The following is a 15157-nucleotide window of genomic DNA, read 5'->3' as shown; positions in this document are numbered from 1 at the left end:
CGCGCCACCTATGCGCCCGTCATGGACGGGCTGGTGGAGAACAGGGGGATCGTCGCGTCGAGCCAGGGGCTGAGCCACGCCCATTCGGCGAACAGGATCATGGTCCAGAACAGGATGAAGAGGATGGTCCGCAATGGGATGGGTCCCGTCTGGAGGCGCCAGGCGAGGGTCAGCGGATTCCATGTCGGTTCGCGCCGGGGCCTGCCCCCATGCCATATGAGCCATGCGAGGCCCGCGAGCAGGAGCCAGACGCCGCCCGCCATGACGGCGAGGATGCGGCTGACGGGCATGGCGGCACTCATATGCCGTATGACGCGGCTGACGGTCGTGCGTGCCGTCGCGGCGGGCCGTGCGGCCGTCCCGGCGAGTTCGGCGGGGATCCCGTCCTTGACGTCCGACCAGGATTCGAGGCGTCCGCGCACGATGAGGCGCGCGGACAGGCTGTCGGCCTCGTCGAGCGACCATTTGCAGGTGGTGAGCGTGATGGTGCGCGCGTCCCCGTCCGGTTCGAGCACGCCGATGTCGTCGGGCGTGGTCATCCATGAGGATTGCACCCGGTATATGTACCAGTGTCCGGCGGTCTGGATGACGATCGGGTCGCCGGGCTGCAGCGTGTCGGCGGGTCCCAGGTCGCCGGGCGTGCGGTGTCCCGCGTACGCGCTGTTGCCTTTCCCGCCGGGCATGGGCGTGTGCTCGTAGTGGCCTATCCCCTGGTTGGCGAGCACGTTCGTGTCGGTGCCTTCCTGGATGGCGCGTTTCCAGTCGTTGCCGAACCGGGGTATCCACATCCATCCGAGGACGGTTCCGTATGCGGGTTCGGTCTCCTTGGGCGGGTCGCCGTCCCTGGGTTTCGCGATCCGGGTCGTGTCGCCCGCGTCCACGTCCTTGACGCCGTGGCGGGCGGCGAGGGTCTGCTGCGTGTGGATGCTGTCGAGCGAGTCGCCCCACCATATCCAGCCGACGTGGTACGCGCACAGGATGGCGAGCGTGAGGCTCAGCCCGGACAGGAGCTGGAGGATGCGCCGTCCCGTGCGGGGGCGTGGGCGCGTGTGCCGGCCGGTCAACGCTCTTCCCCGTCCTCATGGCGTCCGAGGGTTCGTGTGACCGCGTCGAGGATGACGAGGTCCGCGTATCCGGGCGTGTCGGGGAAGGGGAACATGGCCTTGTAGACGAGGTCGGGCCGGGCGACGAGGTTCTTGGCGGCGAGCCCGTCGAGGACGAGTCTGGCGATCTTGCGGAACGCGGACATCGTGTCCTTGGGGTCGAGGGGGATCATGATCCCGTTCGCCGCGTCGTATTCGCGTGCCAGCTGTTCGCGCAATCGTAGGATCTGCGGGTCGTGGCTGGCGTAGTCCCAGTTTATGGCGTGCGTGTATTTGTCCCTGATCGGATCGTCTGCGCCCATGCGCGTCTCCTCTCCCGTTTCTGCGGGTCGTGTTTTCGACGCGGATCCTATGCGCCGTCCGACGGGGGTATGCGTTCCGGTGCGTGGGGTTTGGCCGGGGGTGTTCTTCTCCGGTCGTCTACCGTCCGGCGCGGGGAGGCATGGGGGCGGGCGGTAGACGCCGTGCCTCCCGCCCATGCCGTCCGAATGGCCTTGCGTGCGACATGGCGGCGTATGGCCGCGTATGCGGCTCCGGCGGCCGTCACGGTCATGCCCGCCGGGGTGATCCATGCCCCGTTTCCCAGGGATGCCATGCCCATGTCGGAGTCGGACAGGCCGAGCGGCAGGCTTTGATCCAGTTGGGCAAAAGGTTCGAGACCATCAGGAGGACCGTCAGGAGGGCGGCTCCGGATGTGATTGCGGCGTTTTACTGCTTGTGCGTCTTCCGGCACAGCTCGAGCATGGGGCGCAGGTCCGGGATGCCGCCCTCGCGTTCGATCCGCACCGTATGCGCGGCCAATGGCAGCAGCCGTTCCAGGTTCGCGTCCATGGTCTTGCGGTCCAAGGCACTGTCCCAGTTGATGGTGATACGGCGGAACGCATTATGGAATTGCTCCACCACGCCGAACCTGTCGACATCGGAACCATACGCGGTCTCCGGTGTTTCCGGCATGCGCCCCGAAGCGAGCTCATAGTCCCCCGCCTGTCCGTCAAGCAGTCGGGCGAGGACGATGGCGTTGTCTTCGAACCTGTCCGCCGGCAGGCCGAGCGCCCGCATCCCGTTCGCCGCCCACTCATGGTCGACGGAGGGGAGGCGCCATGGGCAGCCGCCGCCGTTCAAGTGGAACTCGTACCCGTATACGTCCTTCAGGACCTTCGCGGCGGTCTCCCGAAGATGGTCCTTTTGCATCCGATGCCATGCGCGTAAGGCCTCGCATAGCATCGCGTAACAGCCGTTCAATTCCAACTGCTCATAGGTCATTGTTTTACGCATTAAGATTCCTTACTCGTTAGCAGGATCCCATGGGGGCCGGCGAGACCGACCTTGTTGTTGTCCACAAGTATCCACCGCCACCTCCGTGTTCCTCTCGTCCATGGCGGTGGCGGCCGGCGTGGCGAACACGGGGACGCCCGCCATGGGGCGGGCGGTCGGCTCGTAACGGGGTTCGAACCCGTGCTCCCCGTCCGGGTCGTCGGCGGCGAACAGGCCGTCGAACGCGTTGAACGGGACCGGCGGGTCGGTCATCGTGTGCACGGACAGGCCGACGGTGCGCGTGTTATGCGGGTCCGCGTCCGCCCATGCCACGCATCCGGGCAGCGGGTCCGTGCCGGCCGGCACGTCGCGGGCGGTCAGATATGATCTGATGGTCTCGTCGTTCATGGTGCGGGGTATGCGTCCCGCGCCGGTCGGGGTTCGGCATCGTCGTCGCCCCAGTCGAGGTCGGGCGGCTCGTCCGGCCATGGGCTGATCCTCGCGGGTTCGGCGGGCCTGCGTTCCGCGGGCGTCCACCGGGCGACGCCGACGTGTCCGGCATGGCCGCGTATGGGGCGTCTCTTGAGGCGGGCGCGTTCCATGGCGATCCGCTGCCACAGATAGGCCATGCGCGGCGTCCATGGCTCCGTGCTGTCCCAGTCAAGGCGCCCGGGCGATGAGCCGGGCCTGGATGCCGAGTTCGGTTTTGTCTCTTGGGGTCAGATGCCGGTCGTCCACGACCCACATGTTAGAACATTTGTTCGACTATTGGCGGGGCCGGCGTTCTCCGCCTGCGAGCAGCCCGATCAGCCCATCGGCCGATTCCGCCGATTCCATCAAAGTGCTGTCACAGTCCGCGAACTCCTCCAACCGTTGCCAGAACGCGGCCAGATCCGGATCCGTGTCGGGTTCCGGATCGTATTCGAGATCGATGTCCTGTTCGTCGGCCGCCTGCCTCTTGCATCCTTCGAACCATTCCGTCTCCGAAGCCCACAATTCGTAGGCGAGCCGGCGTGCCTCACGCGCCGCCCTCGAGTATCCTTCCAGCGCCTTCACCAGCCTCTCGCGCTTGCGTTTGTCCGGCTTGAACAGTTCGTCCACCCGGTTCGCATACCGGCGCCACTTCAATTGATCCTCGAGCGAACCGTCGTCGGGAATGCCGGTCATATCCAATACGCTCATTTGCGTTCCGATCGTTCCGAGGCTTCGATGTTCCTGCCGATGCGCCGTATGTCGTTCCTGATGTCGGCGGCCGTCAGCGTGACCGCGGCGGTCAGTCCGCCCAGCACGGATACCGCATGCAGGCCGAACGGAAGCCACGGGATACCGACGCCCAGCCGGTCGCAAAGGAACGCCGCCAGCGCCGCGGCCAGGGTGACGGCGAACGCGATCGCGCCGACCGTCAGCAGACGGCCCAATCCGATGAATCGCATGAAACCACGCATGGGTTCCTCCTCCCTCTTCCCATACGGGATGGGTGTTCGTATCGGATGGGCGCCAGCACTCCGACCTGCCCCAATGCCTCGCACAACAGGTCGTATGCGAGAAACCTCTCATATTCGTGGAGGACGCTTGGAGGCTCGTCGTACTGGCATTCGGAACCCGTCCAGCACCCGTGCAGATGCCAGTCCAAAGCGGTGACCCAGCGGCCGCACGAGCATTCGTGTTTGAACGGCCGATCCGGATCCGTGGCGCCCGTATCCCGGTGCAGGATGAACGTGGAGAGCTCCCTGGACGGAACGGATTTGCGTCGGACGTGCGCACTTGAGTTTTCATTACCGTTCGTCCCGTTGTGTTGGTCGTTTCCGTTGGTCTTCCTCCATCACCAGAATCGCGCCGCCGAACAGTTGGCTTCCGATAAACGAGCAGATCGCGAACGCGGCAACCAGAACGACAAGAGGGATTCCTGTCAGGAGAACACAAGCGCCGAATACCAGCGTTCCCACTGCAATCAGCATCAGAGCCGCCCCGGTCCGTGCAAACCGTATGGCATGGGCTTTGTCCCGTTCGATGAGTCCGATGACGGAATCCAGGAAAAAGATATTCTTCGTGATGTGCTCCTTCACTCGTCCGTATGGTCGAGGATCCACCGGGCGATGCTTCGGGCGGCATCATCCGGCACGTCCACGTGCATGGATGCGTTGCCGGATTCGATGTGGAAGCGGACGAGCCCATGGCCCGCGAGCCGGTCGACTTCCAGCAGATTGTCGGCATCCTCGGCACGGCAGTGTTCGCTTGTATCGTTCTTCGCCCGTTCGCGCAGATGCTCGGGCAGATACGGGTTGGCGAGAATATCGCGGCGTAGTTCGTCGCTGTCGGTGAATTCCATCGGCTACCCTTTCGAATGTTTCGCGCCCGGCTTCCATACCGGTGTCCCTGGATTCACCGGGGAAACAATCATCCCTTGGTTATCGCGCAGTTCGACGTTTGCCCCGTCGATGCCCAGCGTGCCTTCGACGCGCCGCCCGTTCCGCTTCCATGAAACCCGGTAGGATCCTTTGATTCGGGGGAAACCGGACAACGGGTCCATATATCCGGGTTCGGCGATCGCGAGACCATCGAGATTCCACACGTCGCCCACATACTCGTCCATGGTCTTCGGCTTCGGGCCTCGGGGGTTCCAGTTCTCGGCCGGGGACATGAGCGCGAGGGCGACGAACGGCAGCAGCACCGATGCGCCGACGAGCCTGCCCTCGTCCATCGTGAGATTAGGAAAGCCGTTCCGTGCCATCACCAGGCAATAGGCATACACCATGAGCGGAATGTCCGCGAGGAAGGCATACCAACCGAGAGCATTCAGGACCCTCAACAGCAATGGCATCCGCGAATGGTCCACCGCCTGAGCGTATTCGACAAGCTCCATCAGCTGAACCTCCAATGCAGTTCGTGCCGGTTCCACTTGTCGAACGCCTCGCGGATCAGCCGCGCGTGCGCGCTCTCGCTTTCCGGCAGATATCCGGTGATGCCGGTTGCGGCCATGCATTCCGGGCAGACGACCCGGTATGCGACCCTGTCCCCGTCTTCGAATTCGGCCAGCGCATCCTCCAGCACGTCCGGCGGGGCGCCGCAGACCGGACAGTTGCAGGGTGTGGGGATGGTGACGGTCGATTCCCGGTCCTCAAGGTCTTTGTCAAGCCACACGTAGGCCACTTCGACGGTTCCGACCATTTCGGGCGCCGTGACCGGACCATCGCGTCTGGTGCCGGTGTCGAGGTGGTAATCCACCCATTATGCGCTCCGTGTCGGTGAGTATGATTTTGAATTCGCTCATGCCTTGTTCCTTTCCTTGGGATGTTCGCGGCGTTTCAGCCGGTCGACGAACCGGATCGCCCATTACTCGGCCTTGGCCCGGTCGTCGAAATACCGGTGCAGGACCGTCGTGTCGCCGATCTGGCTCGCCGAACATGCGGGCATGGTCGGCGAGCCAGATCGGCGACCATGCCAGGGAACGCGCTAACCGTCAGGCCGTCTGCCATGTTCCTTGTCGTTCGGCTTGTGGTCGCGGACGATGAGGATCATCCAGCCGAAGCATGGAAACATCCGGTATTCGCCGTACCGGGTCAGGGCGGCCGCCAGGCGTTCCGCGCCGGGGCGGGTGGTCCATTCCCCTGAATCCTCGTCGTAGTCCTCGGCGATCCAACCCTTCTTCAGCAGCCCGTAATGCGCCTGCTTCCACGCCCAGCCGACGATCGCGGCGAACAGGCTGCCGGCCAGCCACAGCAGGAGAACCGCCAGTATGATCGCGAACGGGGTGAGCACGCCCAGCCAGTACGCGTCCATCAGACGCGCCCCAACCGGTGCAGGGCTTCGGCGGCGTGGATGCGCGCCTGTTCGCCGCCCGCGCCCTCAACGGCGTTCACGGCCGTCTCGTTTTCGGCCGGCGTGGCGAACGCCGCAGGCCCGTCCCGGCATACCAGGCGGGCGAACGCCCTCGCCTCCCCGTCCGACAGCACGACACGGCCCTCCGAACCCTCGCGCATGCCCGCGACCGTCCAGCACCCGGTCTTCGGATCGCGCCACGCGCGCCCCCATTCGCCGAGGAAATGATATCCCTCCGGAACATGCAGACCCATACGGACCCCTCCTTGTTCGAAACGACGATTCCCGGTCGGCGAAAGGTATGCGTCACATGATGCGCCCAGCATGGGCCGCATGGATATCTTCAACGGGACCGGGTGGCGGACGGCGTCGACGAGCGGGACGAGGCCGGCGACGGCCGCGGTCAACGCGCGACGCCCCGCATCCTGGCGGCGGCGAAACGACGGCGCCGCATGTCCCGGCGCGCCAGGTCACGCCGTTCCTCCGGGGTCATGCCGCCCCAGATCCCGTACTGTTCGCCCGTCTCCAACGCCTGGCGGAGGCATTCGGCCCGCACCGGGCAGGACAGGCACGCCTGTTTCGCGATCTCGGTCATCTCACGCGCGTACGCCCCGTCTCCGACCGGGTAGAAGATGTCGGGCTCCATGCGCGTGCATGCGGCGCGCCGCATCCAGTCGGATCCGGCCATGGGCGGTATCCCGATCATCGGCGCGCGCATGGGGGTTGCAGGAACACGACATGGGGTATGGGCCCGACCGTACGGTCGCGCGTCACGCAAATCGCGTCGGCGACCGTCCGCCATGGCAGGCCTGTCCTCGTCGCCAGTTCGGTGGCGCTCATGCCCTCCCTGTGCGCCTCGGCCAGGCGTTCCAACTGCTCATCGTTCACGCGATCTCCTCCAACAATGCGGGCACGGCCTTGGCGCGCGCCGTCCAATCGTGTATCACCGTGTCCTCGGGCACGCCTTCGACACGCCGGAACGAGACGGCGAGCCCGCCGCCTTGTTCCTCGACGTCCAGGATCACGCCGACGGGTATGCCGTCGGCGACGAGGATGTCGCGGGCCACGCCCTTCAAATCATGGCGTACAAGGTTCCTCACGGCCATATGGGCGCGCTCGTCGCGGTACAGGGCGAGCAGGCCGGCCGGATCGGGGCCGCTCAGACCGTCGTCGCGCTCCCATGAGCCGTCGTTGAGGACGCGCGTGGCGGGCGCGCCCGACACGACGACCACGCAACGCGACCCGCAGACGAACGCCTCCCTCACGTCCGCCCGGTAGCCGAGACGGTTCAACGCGGGCAGGAGGCTCGCGTAGGAGGCGGACAGTCGTGACGGGCGCATCATCGGCCGTCCTCCCCCATGCGGCGCATGGAGACCGCGCACCAGTGGACGGCCAGCAGCGTGCCGCCCGCGGCGAACATGATCGAGCTGACGGCCATGAGCCAGCCATGGGTCTGCCACATGAGCATGCCGCCCGCCACGCACAGGATGACGAGCACCAGATCCGCCATGTGTTCGAATTCGCTTTCCAAGGCCGTCCCCCGTCCCGTATCGTACGTTTCCATGCCCCGCGTATGCGTCCCCCGGTTGACCCCAGCCTTAAAAGGCGGGGCTTGCGCCGCCAATTTGGTCAGCGCCCGTCCGGCCGCATGCGATCGCCCCGACGGGAGGCCATGCACATGGATGCGGTGAAGAAGCCCGCGGCGAACCCCGCGAACAGGCATATGACGGAAATCATGATGATCGCTCCTTTTCGTTTTTTCCGGATACGCATGCCGCTATGCGGACAGGGCGGGCCCATGCCCTCCCCCACCTTGACGTCCTCCCCACGCCTAAAGGCGGGGGCACCCTCACGGCAAAACGGTGGCGGCTTCTATTCCGCTGAAGATGCTAATGTATTTCACTGGTGGAGGAGTTTCTCGAGTTGGATTTCGGCGATGGCGGCGTTCACGTATCCGCGCGTGTGGAAGTGTTCCGGGTTGAGGCAGCCGATTGTCCATGTGATGCTGCCGGTGGGATTGTCCACGTGGCGTTGCGCTTCCATCGGTTGCCCGCAGTTGGGGCAGAACCAGTTGTTTTTCATCTTGTTTGGCCTGTGGAGACTCCGCCCTTCAGGGCGGGGAGGAAACAAGCCTTCCTCCTTTCCTGTTTCGTCAGATGGTTTTTGCGACGAGGCTGATCGAGACGATCAGCAAAACCCAGAGGGTCGCGATGCCGACCGTCCAACGGTTCAGGTTCCTCTCCGCGGCCCCGGATGTGCCCGCGTTGGCGGTCAGGCCGCCGCCGAACATGTCGGACAATCCCCCGCCCTTGCCCTTGTGCAGGAGGATCAGCAGGGATAGCAGGACGCTCAGGACGGCGACGATGGTTTTCAGAACGACGATGAGAACGGCCATAGGGTCCCTTCGGAATAGAAGATGGCGATGAAGACGATCAGGGCCGTCAGATACGCGACAGCCCAACGGAGGTAGGTGCTGCGACGCTCCGGATCGTCCGTCCATACGCTCATGAGAAGAAATGCGAGCAGGGCGATGCCCATCCATATCAGCATGGCAAGGTTCACGGGATGTGCGACCGTCATCCGAACACCATGAGAGTGAGTCTGCCGATACCGAGATCCATGCCCGCGGCCAATGCCATGAGCGGGATGACGAACACGAATGCGGCGATACTCCAGGCCAGCCATTCACGGGCGGCCGGAGTCACGGTCTTGCGCAGTTCGTCCACGATCTGCCGGCAGAATCGGCCTATCGGCTGAAACGGGTCGTATGCCAACGATTTTCTTTCCATGCCTGCTCCTATGCGTCCGGAAAACGGAAAAGCCCCTCCCGCGACGCGGGAGGGGCGGAACCGTTCTGGCATGAGGAACGGCGGATGGGCCATGCGAGCAAAGGAGTGCTTGTCCTGCGATCGACTCATGCCACCGATCGCAAACTATCTCCCGTTCGGGAACCCAGCTGAATCACATGCGGACACTGGGCCCATCGTGCCTCGACGGGATTCGAACCCGCATTACGCCGAGCGGCGCATCCTACCTGTTGGATGACGAAGCCACCGCCATCGGCATTCCAGCCGACGACTCATATCCCGGCGCACCGGGACGACCCTTGCTTTCCGCCGTTGGCGGATGACGGTGGCAATCCCCTTAAGCGTTTGGAATTATGGGATGCCATCCTGCCGCGTCTTGCAGGACCGCAGGACTCTCACGCCGCTGCAACGGCATCCACCGCTACTCGGTTCACGGTGGCGGAGCTAACGTGTGGCTGCGGATAGGATGCTGGGGTGACGATTCTGCAGGGTCGTTGAGGTGCAAACCCTTCGTCTGCGCCCATCGTTCCACTCCGTCACAATATGGCAGCGGGCGGGTGGCGGCGTTGACATCATATTCGCAAGTTGGGTGCGGAAACGGGCGCTGTATTGGTCATCGGCCCCAGTTATGCGAAGGTCTCATAATACATCGTTCCCGAAACAGGCAAGATTTCAAGACCTGCATGGGTGGCGTTGACGCCCGTGTTTCCGCTGGTGCTTTCGCCGGGATTCGAACCCGGACCGGACAGTTCCTTAGACTGTCGCCTCTACCGGTTGGGCTACGAAAGCGTTGCGCGAGCAACCCGCAGGGATATGCCCGCGCGGTCCACGATCGATCCGGCCGCTTGTGCCGGATCCCTGCACCCATGCCTGCGGTGGACGCGCGTACTGCGGCATGGGGCATGACGGGGATCACGGGCCGTGGCGCCCATGCTCCACCGAAATCGTTCCCACATCCTGTGGTTCGGCTGACAAGAGACACGGTCGCCCACGTCTCAGGAAACCTTGTCCGCACTCGGCGGATAGGCTTTATCGGATTCACGCCAATCCCTCCGACGGGGGACTGTTCGCATCGGCCACTCATAGGCTGATGGGCGCTAATGATGGTCTGCGTGTCCGTCGAACAAACGGAGACGCGGACCATCGGACACGACCCGCATGGTCATGACATCCCGCCGGGAACTCCCAACGGGCATGGAATCGTATCGGGCGGTGTACGGGAATCGAACCCGCATCACCGGTTTGGAAGACCGGGGCGCTGACCATTGCGCCAACACCGCGAAAAGGAATCCACGGACACGCTTCACCTTGATTTTTTTTTCAGTGGATTCCTTAGCGGACATCTCGGGCCTCGAACCCGGACCTCCACCCACAGGGGATGGCGTGCTGTCCATTTACACCAATGCCCCGCATGGCCGCGCGTCATGATCGCATGCCCATGCGGTTCGCCTGACCGAGGATTCGTTACAACGGAGGCCGGTCGGGACTCCAATGGTTTCGATTTTTTGAGAGTGTCAAACCATCAAATGCCGCACTCGTGCCCTTGGCCGGAGTCGGACCGGCTGCGCCCGGTTTAGGAAACCGGCGCTCTATCCGTTGAGCTACAAGGGCGTTGCCTCGTGATGCACGAACCGTACGAGGCGCGACGGTTTGAGAGAGAAGAGAAGAAGAGGACTCCACGCATTATGGTTGGCGGAGTTTCGTGCGTGCCCTCAACGAGAATCGGACTCGTGGCCTTCCGCTCCGGAGACGGACGCTCTATCCACTGAGCTACAAGGGCGTGGCGTCGTTTTCGCGGCCTGGGTTGACGCCTGACCTCCTGTATGTCCGGTACAACAAACATCGAATCGAGTGTAGAGGGAAAATCAATTCGACGTGCTGCCGCTAAGCTCCTCCTCCTGGATTCGAACCAGGACCAAAGGTTCCAAAGACCCGTGTGCTGCCGTTACACCAAGGAGGAATGTGCGCGAACGCATCGGACGCGTATGCCCGACTGCGTTCCGCCATGCCGATCCAAAACCTGTTTTTGCTGACTGGATTCCAGGCCCTATCCCGTGGCCTAACACATTGTTGATCGGCTAGCGGATGGTGCGAGAGTCGAACTCGCCGGGGACTTCCGCCCCAACAGTCTTAGCAGGACTGCGCCTTTGCCGCACGGCCCACCATCCCATGCCGGTGTTTTCAGTACGGGGCACACCGGCCAAACCTCGATCCCCTCATGGGAACGATTTTCATGCGGGGTTCGCGGAGTAGGGAGGATTTGAACCTCCGGGGGCTTGCGCCCCTGCTGCTTTCGGGACAGTCGCATTCGACCGCTCTGCCACTACTCCACTGATCCACGCGAAGGAACAAACTGGTTGACGTATTCTGTGGATCTGGTGCTCCCGGTGGGATTCGAACCCACGACCGGACGATTAGAAGCCGTCTGCTCTGATTCCACTGAGCTACGGAAGCGGATGATGGATGGCCGGGTGGTTCAAAAAAATCGACAACCCTTTTCCAAAGGAGTAATTTCGCATTGGTTATCTGTTTTCAAACCGGCCATCCACGATGATGTGGAGTCGTTTTTTCTTCCGCCGTCCGACTCCGGGGCGGCTGGAATCCGTCGCGCCCGTCAATGAAGGAAGAAAGAAACCAGGCTTGACGGTCGGAAGAATATCCGATGAAAATCTTTCGAAGCGAGCATGAAAGGCATCCACCGGATAGTGCCCCATGAGGGATTCGAACCCCCACTCCGTCAGGAATCCGGGTTTGAGCCGGATGCGTCTACCAGTTCCGCCAACGGGGCGATGGTTCCGGTCGAACAGCCGAAGAGAATAGGAAATCCTTCAAACGACGATCGGAACCGGGTGGGACGGTATCATTCGGCTTGACGAATCCGTGAGTGAGTAAGGAGCCAAACAATACCGTCCTGGCACGTCGGGTGAGTCTCGACCTCACACCCACCGGTTTTGGAGACCGGTACTCTGCCGTTAAGCTACCGACGCATGAGGAGCAGGAAGCCGAAGATAGGTAGCGGAGTAGCTTCCTGTTCCGAGTGCCCTCGGCGGGGTTCGAACCCGCAACCTCTGGTTCCGTAGACCAACGCTCTGAATCCGATTGAGCTACGAGGGCGATGGCACATTTCGTTCCTTTAACGACGTACGCCTGTGCCGGGCCGTGTTCGGCATGGTCCTCATTGATGTCGCTCCGCAGACCATAGCTGCAAAAAGAGCGTCCTCCCCATCCGTCCTGAATGACAGATGGAGGGGAATCGGGAGACTGGATTGGGTTTTACCAGCAACGTCGAGGACAAACGAGATCATGTCAGATCCCCTCTGGACGTGCCGCCGGTTCGGTCGCAAACCACCCTGCCGGGCCCGGCTCATCTTATCGTCTCGTTTCCGATGCGATTGTTCGATCACTCCCTGAAAGCAGTCCATTGATCGGATGGATTGCTTCGTGCCTCCGTCTGGAATCGAACCAGCATCCACGGTGCTTCAGACCGTTGCTCTACCATTTAAGCCACAAAGGCGCCGTACGACGGACTGTTATGGGATCTGGGTTATAGGCCCTTCCCCGGTCCGTCGCACTGTGTGTTTTCCTTCCCCTGTTTCGCGCGCGGCCGGAAGAAGAAGCTGCCGCAGCCTATCTGATAATAGATTGATGCGCTTATGCATGGCGATGTACCAAGCATCGTGCCCCCCGTGGGATTCGAACCCACGACCACAAACGGATTAAAAGTCCGGTATTCTGACCGCTGAACTAGAGGGGCGATGGCATGTTTCCTTATTCCTTGACGCTGCGTGCCCATGCCGAGGCTGTTCGTCCATGTTTTCTCCGGAAGCGTCCACATGGAAAGGGCGGTTACGAGTCCCATTGTTGGATCGGATCCATTGTCCTGGTTTTCCGGATAGAGCGGATGACGGGGTTCGAACCCGCGGTCTCCTGCTTGGGAAGCAGGCGTGCTGCCGCTGCACCACATCCGCACGGGCCGGCCCGTGGACGGGCCGGCCGGCCCCGCCGTCTCGCGCGCGGCCGGCGGGAGGCCGCTGTCTGCGTATTCCATCGCGGGGGCGCGCCGTCTTGACGTGACGTCGTTCCTCGGAATGTCTGCGCTTACACGCGGCGGCATGCCGCATGTCGTGGAGCCGGCGGGGTTCGAACCCGCGACCTTCCCGTTGCGGACGGGACGCCCTGCCACTGGGCGACGGCCCCGAAGTGCCCCTGACCCGATTCGAACGGGCGACACCCGGATCCGGAATCCGGTGCTCTATCCCCTGAGCTACAAGGGCGTGCATCCGCCCATGCGACGGCATGCGTCCCCGCACGGGCGGGGATGGGAAACGGATCATGGCGCTGGCATGGTCCCGGACGAGGCAGAAGAAAGAACCCGTCTCGCATGCCATCGTTCCCGCGCGCGGAGAGTGTACGGCGTCGCGTGCGGGCGGCGTTCACGCCATGAGCCGCTTCGAGCCCCGGGCCGGACACGATCCGGCGACCTTCCGCTTACGAGGCGGACGCTCTGCCTGCTGAGCTACCGGGGCGAATGCCGGAAACCCCCGGCCGTCCGGCGACGACCCCCACGCACCCGCCACATGGGACCGGACCGGGAGGAGGGGCATGCCATCGTCCGGTCCGAGGGGCGCGCCGTTTTCGCGGCACGGGCCTGCGCGGACCCGTCCGGATCCCGCCGGGACGGGTCCGCCGCTTCGCGCGCCATGGAGGAGTCGAACCTCCGTCTACGGTTTTGGAGACCGTCGGGCTGCCGCTGTCCCGATGGCGCGTTCATTGTTTCCGCTCTTCGGTTTTCAACCATGCCATGCCGGCCGTGTCCGCGGCGGCATGGCATGGTATGCGTCCCCGGACGGCAGGCCGACGGAACGCGTTCCGCCGGCCGAGTGGCTTCGGGCGGCTTCGCTCCGCCGGCCTACCCGATTGATTCGGGCCGTTCTGCTGGACCGGGCTACGAAACCGACCGGAATCCCGTCGTCTCATGACCAGGTGTCATCCCGGCTTCTACCGTTCTCTGTCGATCCAATGGGACTGGCCTGACAGCGAATCAAACCGCCTGTCGTTGATCCGCCTGTTTGCGACCAGGCGGATAGTGGTGGCGGGAGGACTCGAACCTCCGGTGTTTCTCTGTCGCAGAGTTACAGTCTGCTGCCGTCGCCGCTGGGCCACGCCACCGGTGCATCGCTTTTGCCCGTCACGGTGCGATGCGTACCGTGCCCCGTTCATCTGTACCCGCAGACCGTGAGTCTGCACAAGCTCATGGGAGATGGATCAGGGTCGTGGAGCTGCCGAGAATCGAACCCGGGTCTGGCCTGCCGTCAACCATTGCTTGCCGTCACGTGCGTATCCGACGCTTGACGCTCATCCGTGGACGGGTGCGTTCGGCGAACCCGCACGGCTTGTAGACGATGTTCGTATGCTGGCCGGGCGAATCCATCGTCCGACTGTCCGACCAGTCCGATTCGAAGTTCTCCGGCTTTGACCCGTTAATCGGCAATGGAGTCAAAGCCGGGTTTCACGCTGCGAGGGTGAAACGGGAAGAAGAAACGGTGTTGGCGTTCGTTCTTGCGGCAAGGTCGATGACGGTTGTCCCTGCCGGCCTCCGGCACGTAGCAAATGGTCTCCGGCAGGCCATCGAAAGCCTGTCAGCCCCGTGACATGGGTCGAATGGCGTGAACATCAGCCATCCGACCCATGTCTTTACTGCCGCCACCTTGCAGGGGTGGCGTTTGATCCAAGGTCTTGTCCTCACGCCCATGCGGGTATGAGTCGCCTTGGACAAGAATGTTCCTGATGTCGCTCTTCGGTTTTCAAGTCTCGTCGCCGACCGTCCGTGCGGTGGCATGCGACGGTATGCGTCCCCGGTCGCGGCGATCCCCTATGCGGGCCGTGTATGCATTCCGGCCGGCCTGTATGCATCCGTATGCATCCGGGGATGCATACATTTTTTCTTCCCGTTTCGGCTTGGTTCCAACGTTCCGGGGGTGGTCCGGGGGCGTGTATGCATTGTATGCATCATTCCCTTATAGAGGATTCGAGAAAAGGGAAGGAAACCCCTTATATTGATGCATACAATGCATACAAGAGAAAGGAATTTTATTTTTTCCTTTATATATAAGGGTTTTCGGGCCTTTTTCCGGGCTTTTTTTGTATGCATCCCCGGATGCATACAGATGCATA

21 protein-coding genes, 20 tRNA genes and 1 other RNA gene are annotated in these 15157 nt (G+C 62.9%); all 42 read right to left on the bottom strand.

What is annotated here, in order from left to right; all coding sequences use genetic code 11:
• Window positions 1–8: 8 nt before the first annotated feature.
• The gene (locus BLIJ_RS06630) at window positions 9–1064 is read right to left on the bottom strand and encodes a sortase domain-containing protein (protein ID WP_012577623.1); all 1056 of its coding nucleotides are present in this window, start codon (window positions 1062–1064) and stop codon (window positions 9–11) included.
• Window positions 1061–1405 carry a hypothetical protein gene (locus tag BLIJ_RS06625; protein ID WP_014484873.1) on the bottom strand — a complete coding sequence of 115 codons (345 nt, stop codon included), beginning with the start codon at window positions 1403–1405 and terminating at the stop codon, window positions 1061–1063. Before BLIJ_RS06625 ends, BLIJ_RS06630 begins: the two co-directional genes overlap by 4 nt.
• A 406-nt stretch (window positions 1406–1811) precedes the next feature.
• Window positions 1812–2378, bottom strand: a complete 567-nt coding sequence (locus BLIJ_RS06620; RefSeq protein WP_012577621.1) for a hypothetical protein — start codon at window positions 2376–2378, stop codon at window positions 1812–1814.
• 9 nt (window positions 2379–2387) lie between these two features.
• On the bottom strand, window positions 2388–2765 hold the full coding sequence (locus BLIJ_RS06615) for a hypothetical protein (protein ID WP_014484872.1): 378 nt from the start codon (window positions 2763–2765) through the stop codon (window positions 2388–2390).
• Window positions 2762–2986, bottom strand: a complete 225-nt coding sequence (locus BLIJ_RS06610) for a hypothetical protein (protein WP_014484871.1) — start codon at window positions 2984–2986, stop codon at window positions 2762–2764. Before BLIJ_RS06610 ends, BLIJ_RS06615 begins: the two co-directional genes overlap by 4 nt.
• Window positions 2987–3122: 136 nt before the next feature.
• Entirely contained in the window at window positions 3123–3539 is a 417-nt protein-coding gene (locus tag BLIJ_RS06605; RefSeq protein ID WP_231837809.1) for a hypothetical protein, read from the bottom strand.
• Window positions 3536–3802 (bottom strand): hypothetical protein, encoded by a 267-nt coding sequence (locus BLIJ_RS06600; RefSeq protein WP_014484869.1) that lies wholly within the window; start codon window positions 3800–3802, stop codon window positions 3536–3538. The genes BLIJ_RS06605 and BLIJ_RS06600 overlap by 4 nt, the downstream gene beginning before the upstream one ends.
• Window positions 3803–4132: 330 nt before the next feature.
• Window positions 4133–4423, bottom strand: coding sequence for a hypothetical protein (locus tag BLIJ_RS06595; protein WP_012577618.1), 291 nt, complete (start codon window positions 4421–4423; stop codon window positions 4133–4135).
• Window positions 4420–4686 (bottom strand): hypothetical protein, encoded by a 267-nt coding sequence (locus tag BLIJ_RS06590; protein ID WP_012577617.1) that lies wholly within the window; start codon window positions 4684–4686, stop codon window positions 4420–4422. The genes BLIJ_RS06595 and BLIJ_RS06590 overlap by 4 nt, the downstream gene beginning before the upstream one ends.
• A gap of 3 nt (window positions 4687–4689) precedes the next feature.
• Window positions 4690–5220, bottom strand: a complete 531-nt coding sequence (locus tag BLIJ_RS06585; RefSeq protein ID WP_012577616.1) for a hypothetical protein — start codon at window positions 5218–5220, stop codon at window positions 4690–4692.
• Window positions 5220–5582, bottom strand: a complete 363-nt coding sequence (locus tag BLIJ_RS06580; RefSeq protein WP_014484868.1) for a hypothetical protein — start codon at window positions 5580–5582, stop codon at window positions 5220–5222. Before BLIJ_RS06580 ends, BLIJ_RS06585 begins: the two co-directional genes overlap by 1 nt.
• Before the next feature lie 228 nt (window positions 5583–5810).
• The gene (locus BLIJ_RS06575; protein WP_012577614.1) at window positions 5811–6137 is read right to left on the bottom strand and encodes a hypothetical protein; all 327 of its coding nucleotides are present in this window, start codon (window positions 6135–6137) and stop codon (window positions 5811–5813) included.
• Entirely contained in the window at window positions 6137–6430 is a 294-nt protein-coding gene (locus BLIJ_RS06570) for a hypothetical protein (RefSeq protein ID WP_012577613.1), read from the bottom strand. Before BLIJ_RS06570 ends, BLIJ_RS06575 begins: the two co-directional genes overlap by 1 nt.
• A 149-nt stretch (window positions 6431–6579) precedes the next feature.
• The gene (locus tag BLIJ_RS06565) at window positions 6580–6864 is read right to left on the bottom strand and encodes a WhiB family transcriptional regulator (RefSeq protein ID WP_012577612.1); all 285 of its coding nucleotides are present in this window, start codon (window positions 6862–6864) and stop codon (window positions 6580–6582) included.
• 14 nt (window positions 6865–6878) lie between these two features.
• The gene (locus BLIJ_RS06560) at window positions 6879–7064 is read right to left on the bottom strand and encodes a hypothetical protein (protein ID WP_014484867.1); all 186 of its coding nucleotides are present in this window, start codon (window positions 7062–7064) and stop codon (window positions 6879–6881) included.
• Window positions 7061–7519, bottom strand: coding sequence for a hypothetical protein (locus BLIJ_RS06555; RefSeq protein WP_014484866.1), 459 nt, complete (start codon window positions 7517–7519; stop codon window positions 7061–7063). The genes BLIJ_RS06560 and BLIJ_RS06555 overlap by 4 nt, the downstream gene beginning before the upstream one ends.
• On the bottom strand, window positions 7516–7707 hold the full coding sequence (locus BLIJ_RS06550) for a hypothetical protein (protein ID WP_014484865.1): 192 nt from the start codon (window positions 7705–7707) through the stop codon (window positions 7516–7518). The genes BLIJ_RS06555 and BLIJ_RS06550 overlap by 4 nt, the downstream gene beginning before the upstream one ends.
• Window positions 7708–8075: 368 nt before the next feature.
• Complete coding sequence (locus BLIJ_RS06545) at window positions 8076–8258, bottom strand: hypothetical protein (RefSeq protein ID WP_014484863.1); 183 nt, start codon at window positions 8256–8258, stop codon at window positions 8076–8078.
• 70 nt (window positions 8259–8328) lie between these two features.
• Complete coding sequence (gene secG, locus BLIJ_RS06540; RefSeq protein WP_012577609.1) at window positions 8329–8571, bottom strand: preprotein translocase subunit SecG; 243 nt, start codon at window positions 8569–8571, stop codon at window positions 8329–8331.
• Entirely contained in the window at window positions 8547–8756 is a 210-nt protein-coding gene (locus tag BLIJ_RS06535) for a hypothetical protein (protein WP_041981905.1), read from the bottom strand. Before BLIJ_RS06535 ends, secG begins: the two co-directional genes overlap by 25 nt.
• Complete coding sequence (gene secE / locus BLIJ_RS06530) at window positions 8753–8965, bottom strand: preprotein translocase subunit SecE (RefSeq protein WP_012577608.1); 213 nt, start codon at window positions 8963–8965, stop codon at window positions 8753–8755. Before secE ends, BLIJ_RS06535 begins: the two co-directional genes overlap by 4 nt.
• Window positions 8966–9160: 195 nt before the next feature.
• Window positions 9161–9228: transfer RNA gene (locus BLIJ_RS14295), tRNA-OTHER, on the bottom strand.
• A gap of 467 nt (window positions 9229–9695) precedes the next feature.
• Window positions 9696–9772, bottom strand: a tRNA-Leu gene (locus BLIJ_RS06525).
• A 419-nt stretch (window positions 9773–10191) separates the two neighbouring features.
• Window positions 10192–10263 (bottom strand) — tRNA-Gly (locus BLIJ_RS06520).
• Between the two features lie 258 nt (window positions 10264–10521).
• Window positions 10522–10594 (bottom strand) — tRNA-Arg (locus BLIJ_RS06515).
• A gap of 96 nt (window positions 10595–10690) precedes the next feature.
• Window positions 10691–10763: transfer RNA gene (locus BLIJ_RS06510), tRNA-Arg, on the bottom strand.
• A 109-nt stretch (window positions 10764–10872) separates the two neighbouring features.
• A tRNA-Gln gene (locus tag BLIJ_RS06505) sits at window positions 10873–10943 on the bottom strand.
• 122 nt (window positions 10944–11065) lie between these two features.
• Window positions 11066–11151: transfer RNA gene (locus tag BLIJ_RS14290), tRNA-Ser, on the bottom strand.
• A gap of 77 nt (window positions 11152–11228) precedes the next feature.
• A tRNA-Ser gene (locus BLIJ_RS06500) sits at window positions 11229–11313 on the bottom strand.
• Between the two features lie 46 nt (window positions 11314–11359).
• Window positions 11360–11437 (bottom strand) — tRNA-Arg (locus BLIJ_RS06495).
• A gap of 252 nt (window positions 11438–11689) precedes the next feature.
• Window positions 11690–11771 (bottom strand) — tRNA-Leu (locus BLIJ_RS06490).
• 124 nt (window positions 11772–11895) lie between these two features.
• Window positions 11896–11970, bottom strand: a tRNA-Trp gene (locus BLIJ_RS06485).
• 51 nt (window positions 11971–12021) lie between these two features.
• A tRNA-Arg gene (locus tag BLIJ_RS06480) sits at window positions 12022–12097 on the bottom strand.
• A gap of 328 nt (window positions 12098–12425) precedes the next feature.
• Window positions 12426–12497 (bottom strand) — tRNA-Phe (locus BLIJ_RS06475).
• Window positions 12498–12661: 164 nt separating this feature from the next.
• Window positions 12662–12737, bottom strand: a tRNA-Lys gene (locus BLIJ_RS06470).
• A 142-nt stretch (window positions 12738–12879) separates the two neighbouring features.
• Window positions 12880–12951, bottom strand: a tRNA-Gly gene (locus tag BLIJ_RS06465).
• A gap of 157 nt (window positions 12952–13108) precedes the next feature.
• A tRNA-Ala gene (locus BLIJ_RS06460) sits at window positions 13109–13180 on the bottom strand.
• Between the two features lie 4 nt (window positions 13181–13184).
• Window positions 13185–13257, bottom strand: a tRNA-Arg gene (locus tag BLIJ_RS06455).
• A 179-nt stretch (window positions 13258–13436) separates the two neighbouring features.
• Window positions 13437–13509, bottom strand: a tRNA-Thr gene (locus BLIJ_RS06450).
• Between the two features lie 168 nt (window positions 13510–13677).
• Window positions 13678–13748, bottom strand: a tRNA-Trp gene (locus BLIJ_RS06445).
• Between the two features lie 322 nt (window positions 13749–14070).
• Window positions 14071–14152: transfer RNA gene (locus BLIJ_RS06440), tRNA-Tyr, on the bottom strand.
• 102 nt (window positions 14153–14254) lie between these two features.
• Window positions 14255–14630: a transfer-messenger RNA gene (gene ssrA, locus BLIJ_RS13135) on the bottom strand.
• Window positions 14631–15157 lie beyond the last annotated feature (527 nt).

It is taken from the genome of Bifidobacterium longum subsp. infantis ATCC 15697 = JCM 1222 = DSM 20088 (assembly GCF_000269965.1).
Classification (GTDB): domain Bacteria; phylum Actinomycetota; class Actinomycetes; order Actinomycetales; family Bifidobacteriaceae; genus Bifidobacterium; species Bifidobacterium infantis.
Note: the sequence above shows the minus strand (reverse complement) of the source record. Positions and strands in the feature narration are given on the sequence as shown.

What these genes read in the sequence shown, in the direction of transcription:
- BLIJ_RS06620 (WP_012577621.1), bottom strand. Translation starts at nt 2,378, where the DNA reads ATGCGTAAAACAATGACCTATGAGCAGTTGGAATTGAACGGCTGTTAC.
- secG (WP_012577609.1), bottom strand. Translation starts at nt 8,571, where the DNA reads ATGGCCGTTCTCATCGTCGTTCTGAAAACCATCGTCGCCGTCCTGAGC.
- BLIJ_RS06605 (WP_231837809.1), bottom strand. Translation starts at nt 3,539, where the DNA reads ATGAGCGTATTGGATATGACCGGCATTCCCGACGACGGTTCGCTCGAG.
- BLIJ_RS06615 (WP_014484872.1), bottom strand. Translation starts at nt 2,765, where the DNA reads ATGAACGACGAGACCATCAGATCATATCTGACCGCCCGCGACGTGCCG.
- BLIJ_RS06585 (WP_012577616.1), bottom strand. Translation starts at nt 5,220, where the DNA reads ATGGAGCTTGTCGAATACGCTCAGGCGGTGGACCATTCGCGGATGCCA.
- BLIJ_RS06570 (WP_012577613.1), bottom strand. Translation starts at nt 6,430, where the DNA reads ATGGGTCTGCATGTTCCGGAGGGATATCATTTCCTCGGCGAATGGGGG.
- secE (WP_012577608.1), bottom strand. Translation starts at nt 8,965, where the DNA reads ATGGAAAGAAAATCGTTGGCATACGACCCGTTTCAGCCGATAGGCCGA.
- BLIJ_RS06600 (WP_014484869.1), bottom strand. Translation starts at nt 3,802, where the DNA reads ATGCGTGGTTTCATGCGATTCATCGGATTGGGCCGTCTGCTGACGGTC.
- BLIJ_RS06555 (WP_014484866.1), bottom strand. Translation starts at nt 7,519, where the DNA reads ATGATGCGCCCGTCACGACTGTCCGCCTCCTACGCGAGCCTCCTGCCC.
- BLIJ_RS06590 (WP_012577617.1), bottom strand. Translation starts at nt 4,686, where the DNA reads ATGGAATTCACCGACAGCGACGAACTACGCCGCGATATTCTCGCCAAC.
- BLIJ_RS06565 (WP_012577612.1), bottom strand. Translation starts at nt 6,864, where the DNA reads ATGGCCGGATCCGACTGGATGCGGCGCGCCGCATGCACGCGCATGGAG.
- BLIJ_RS06625 (WP_014484873.1), bottom strand. Translation starts at nt 1,405, where the DNA reads ATGGGCGCAGACGATCCGATCAGGGACAAATACACGCACGCCATAAAC.
- BLIJ_RS06575 (WP_012577614.1), bottom strand. Translation starts at nt 6,137, where the DNA reads ATGGACGCGTACTGGCTGGGCGTGCTCACCCCGTTCGCGATCATACTG.
- BLIJ_RS06535 (WP_041981905.1), bottom strand. Translation starts at nt 8,756, where the DNA reads ATGACGGTCGCACATCCCGTGAACCTTGCCATGCTGATATGGATGGGC.
- BLIJ_RS06610 (WP_014484871.1), bottom strand. Translation starts at nt 2,986, where the DNA reads ATGGCCTATCTGTGGCAGCGGATCGCCATGGAACGCGCCCGCCTCAAG.
- BLIJ_RS06545 (WP_014484863.1), bottom strand. Translation starts at nt 8,258, where the DNA reads ATGAAAAACAACTGGTTCTGCCCCAACTGCGGGCAACCGATGGAAGCG.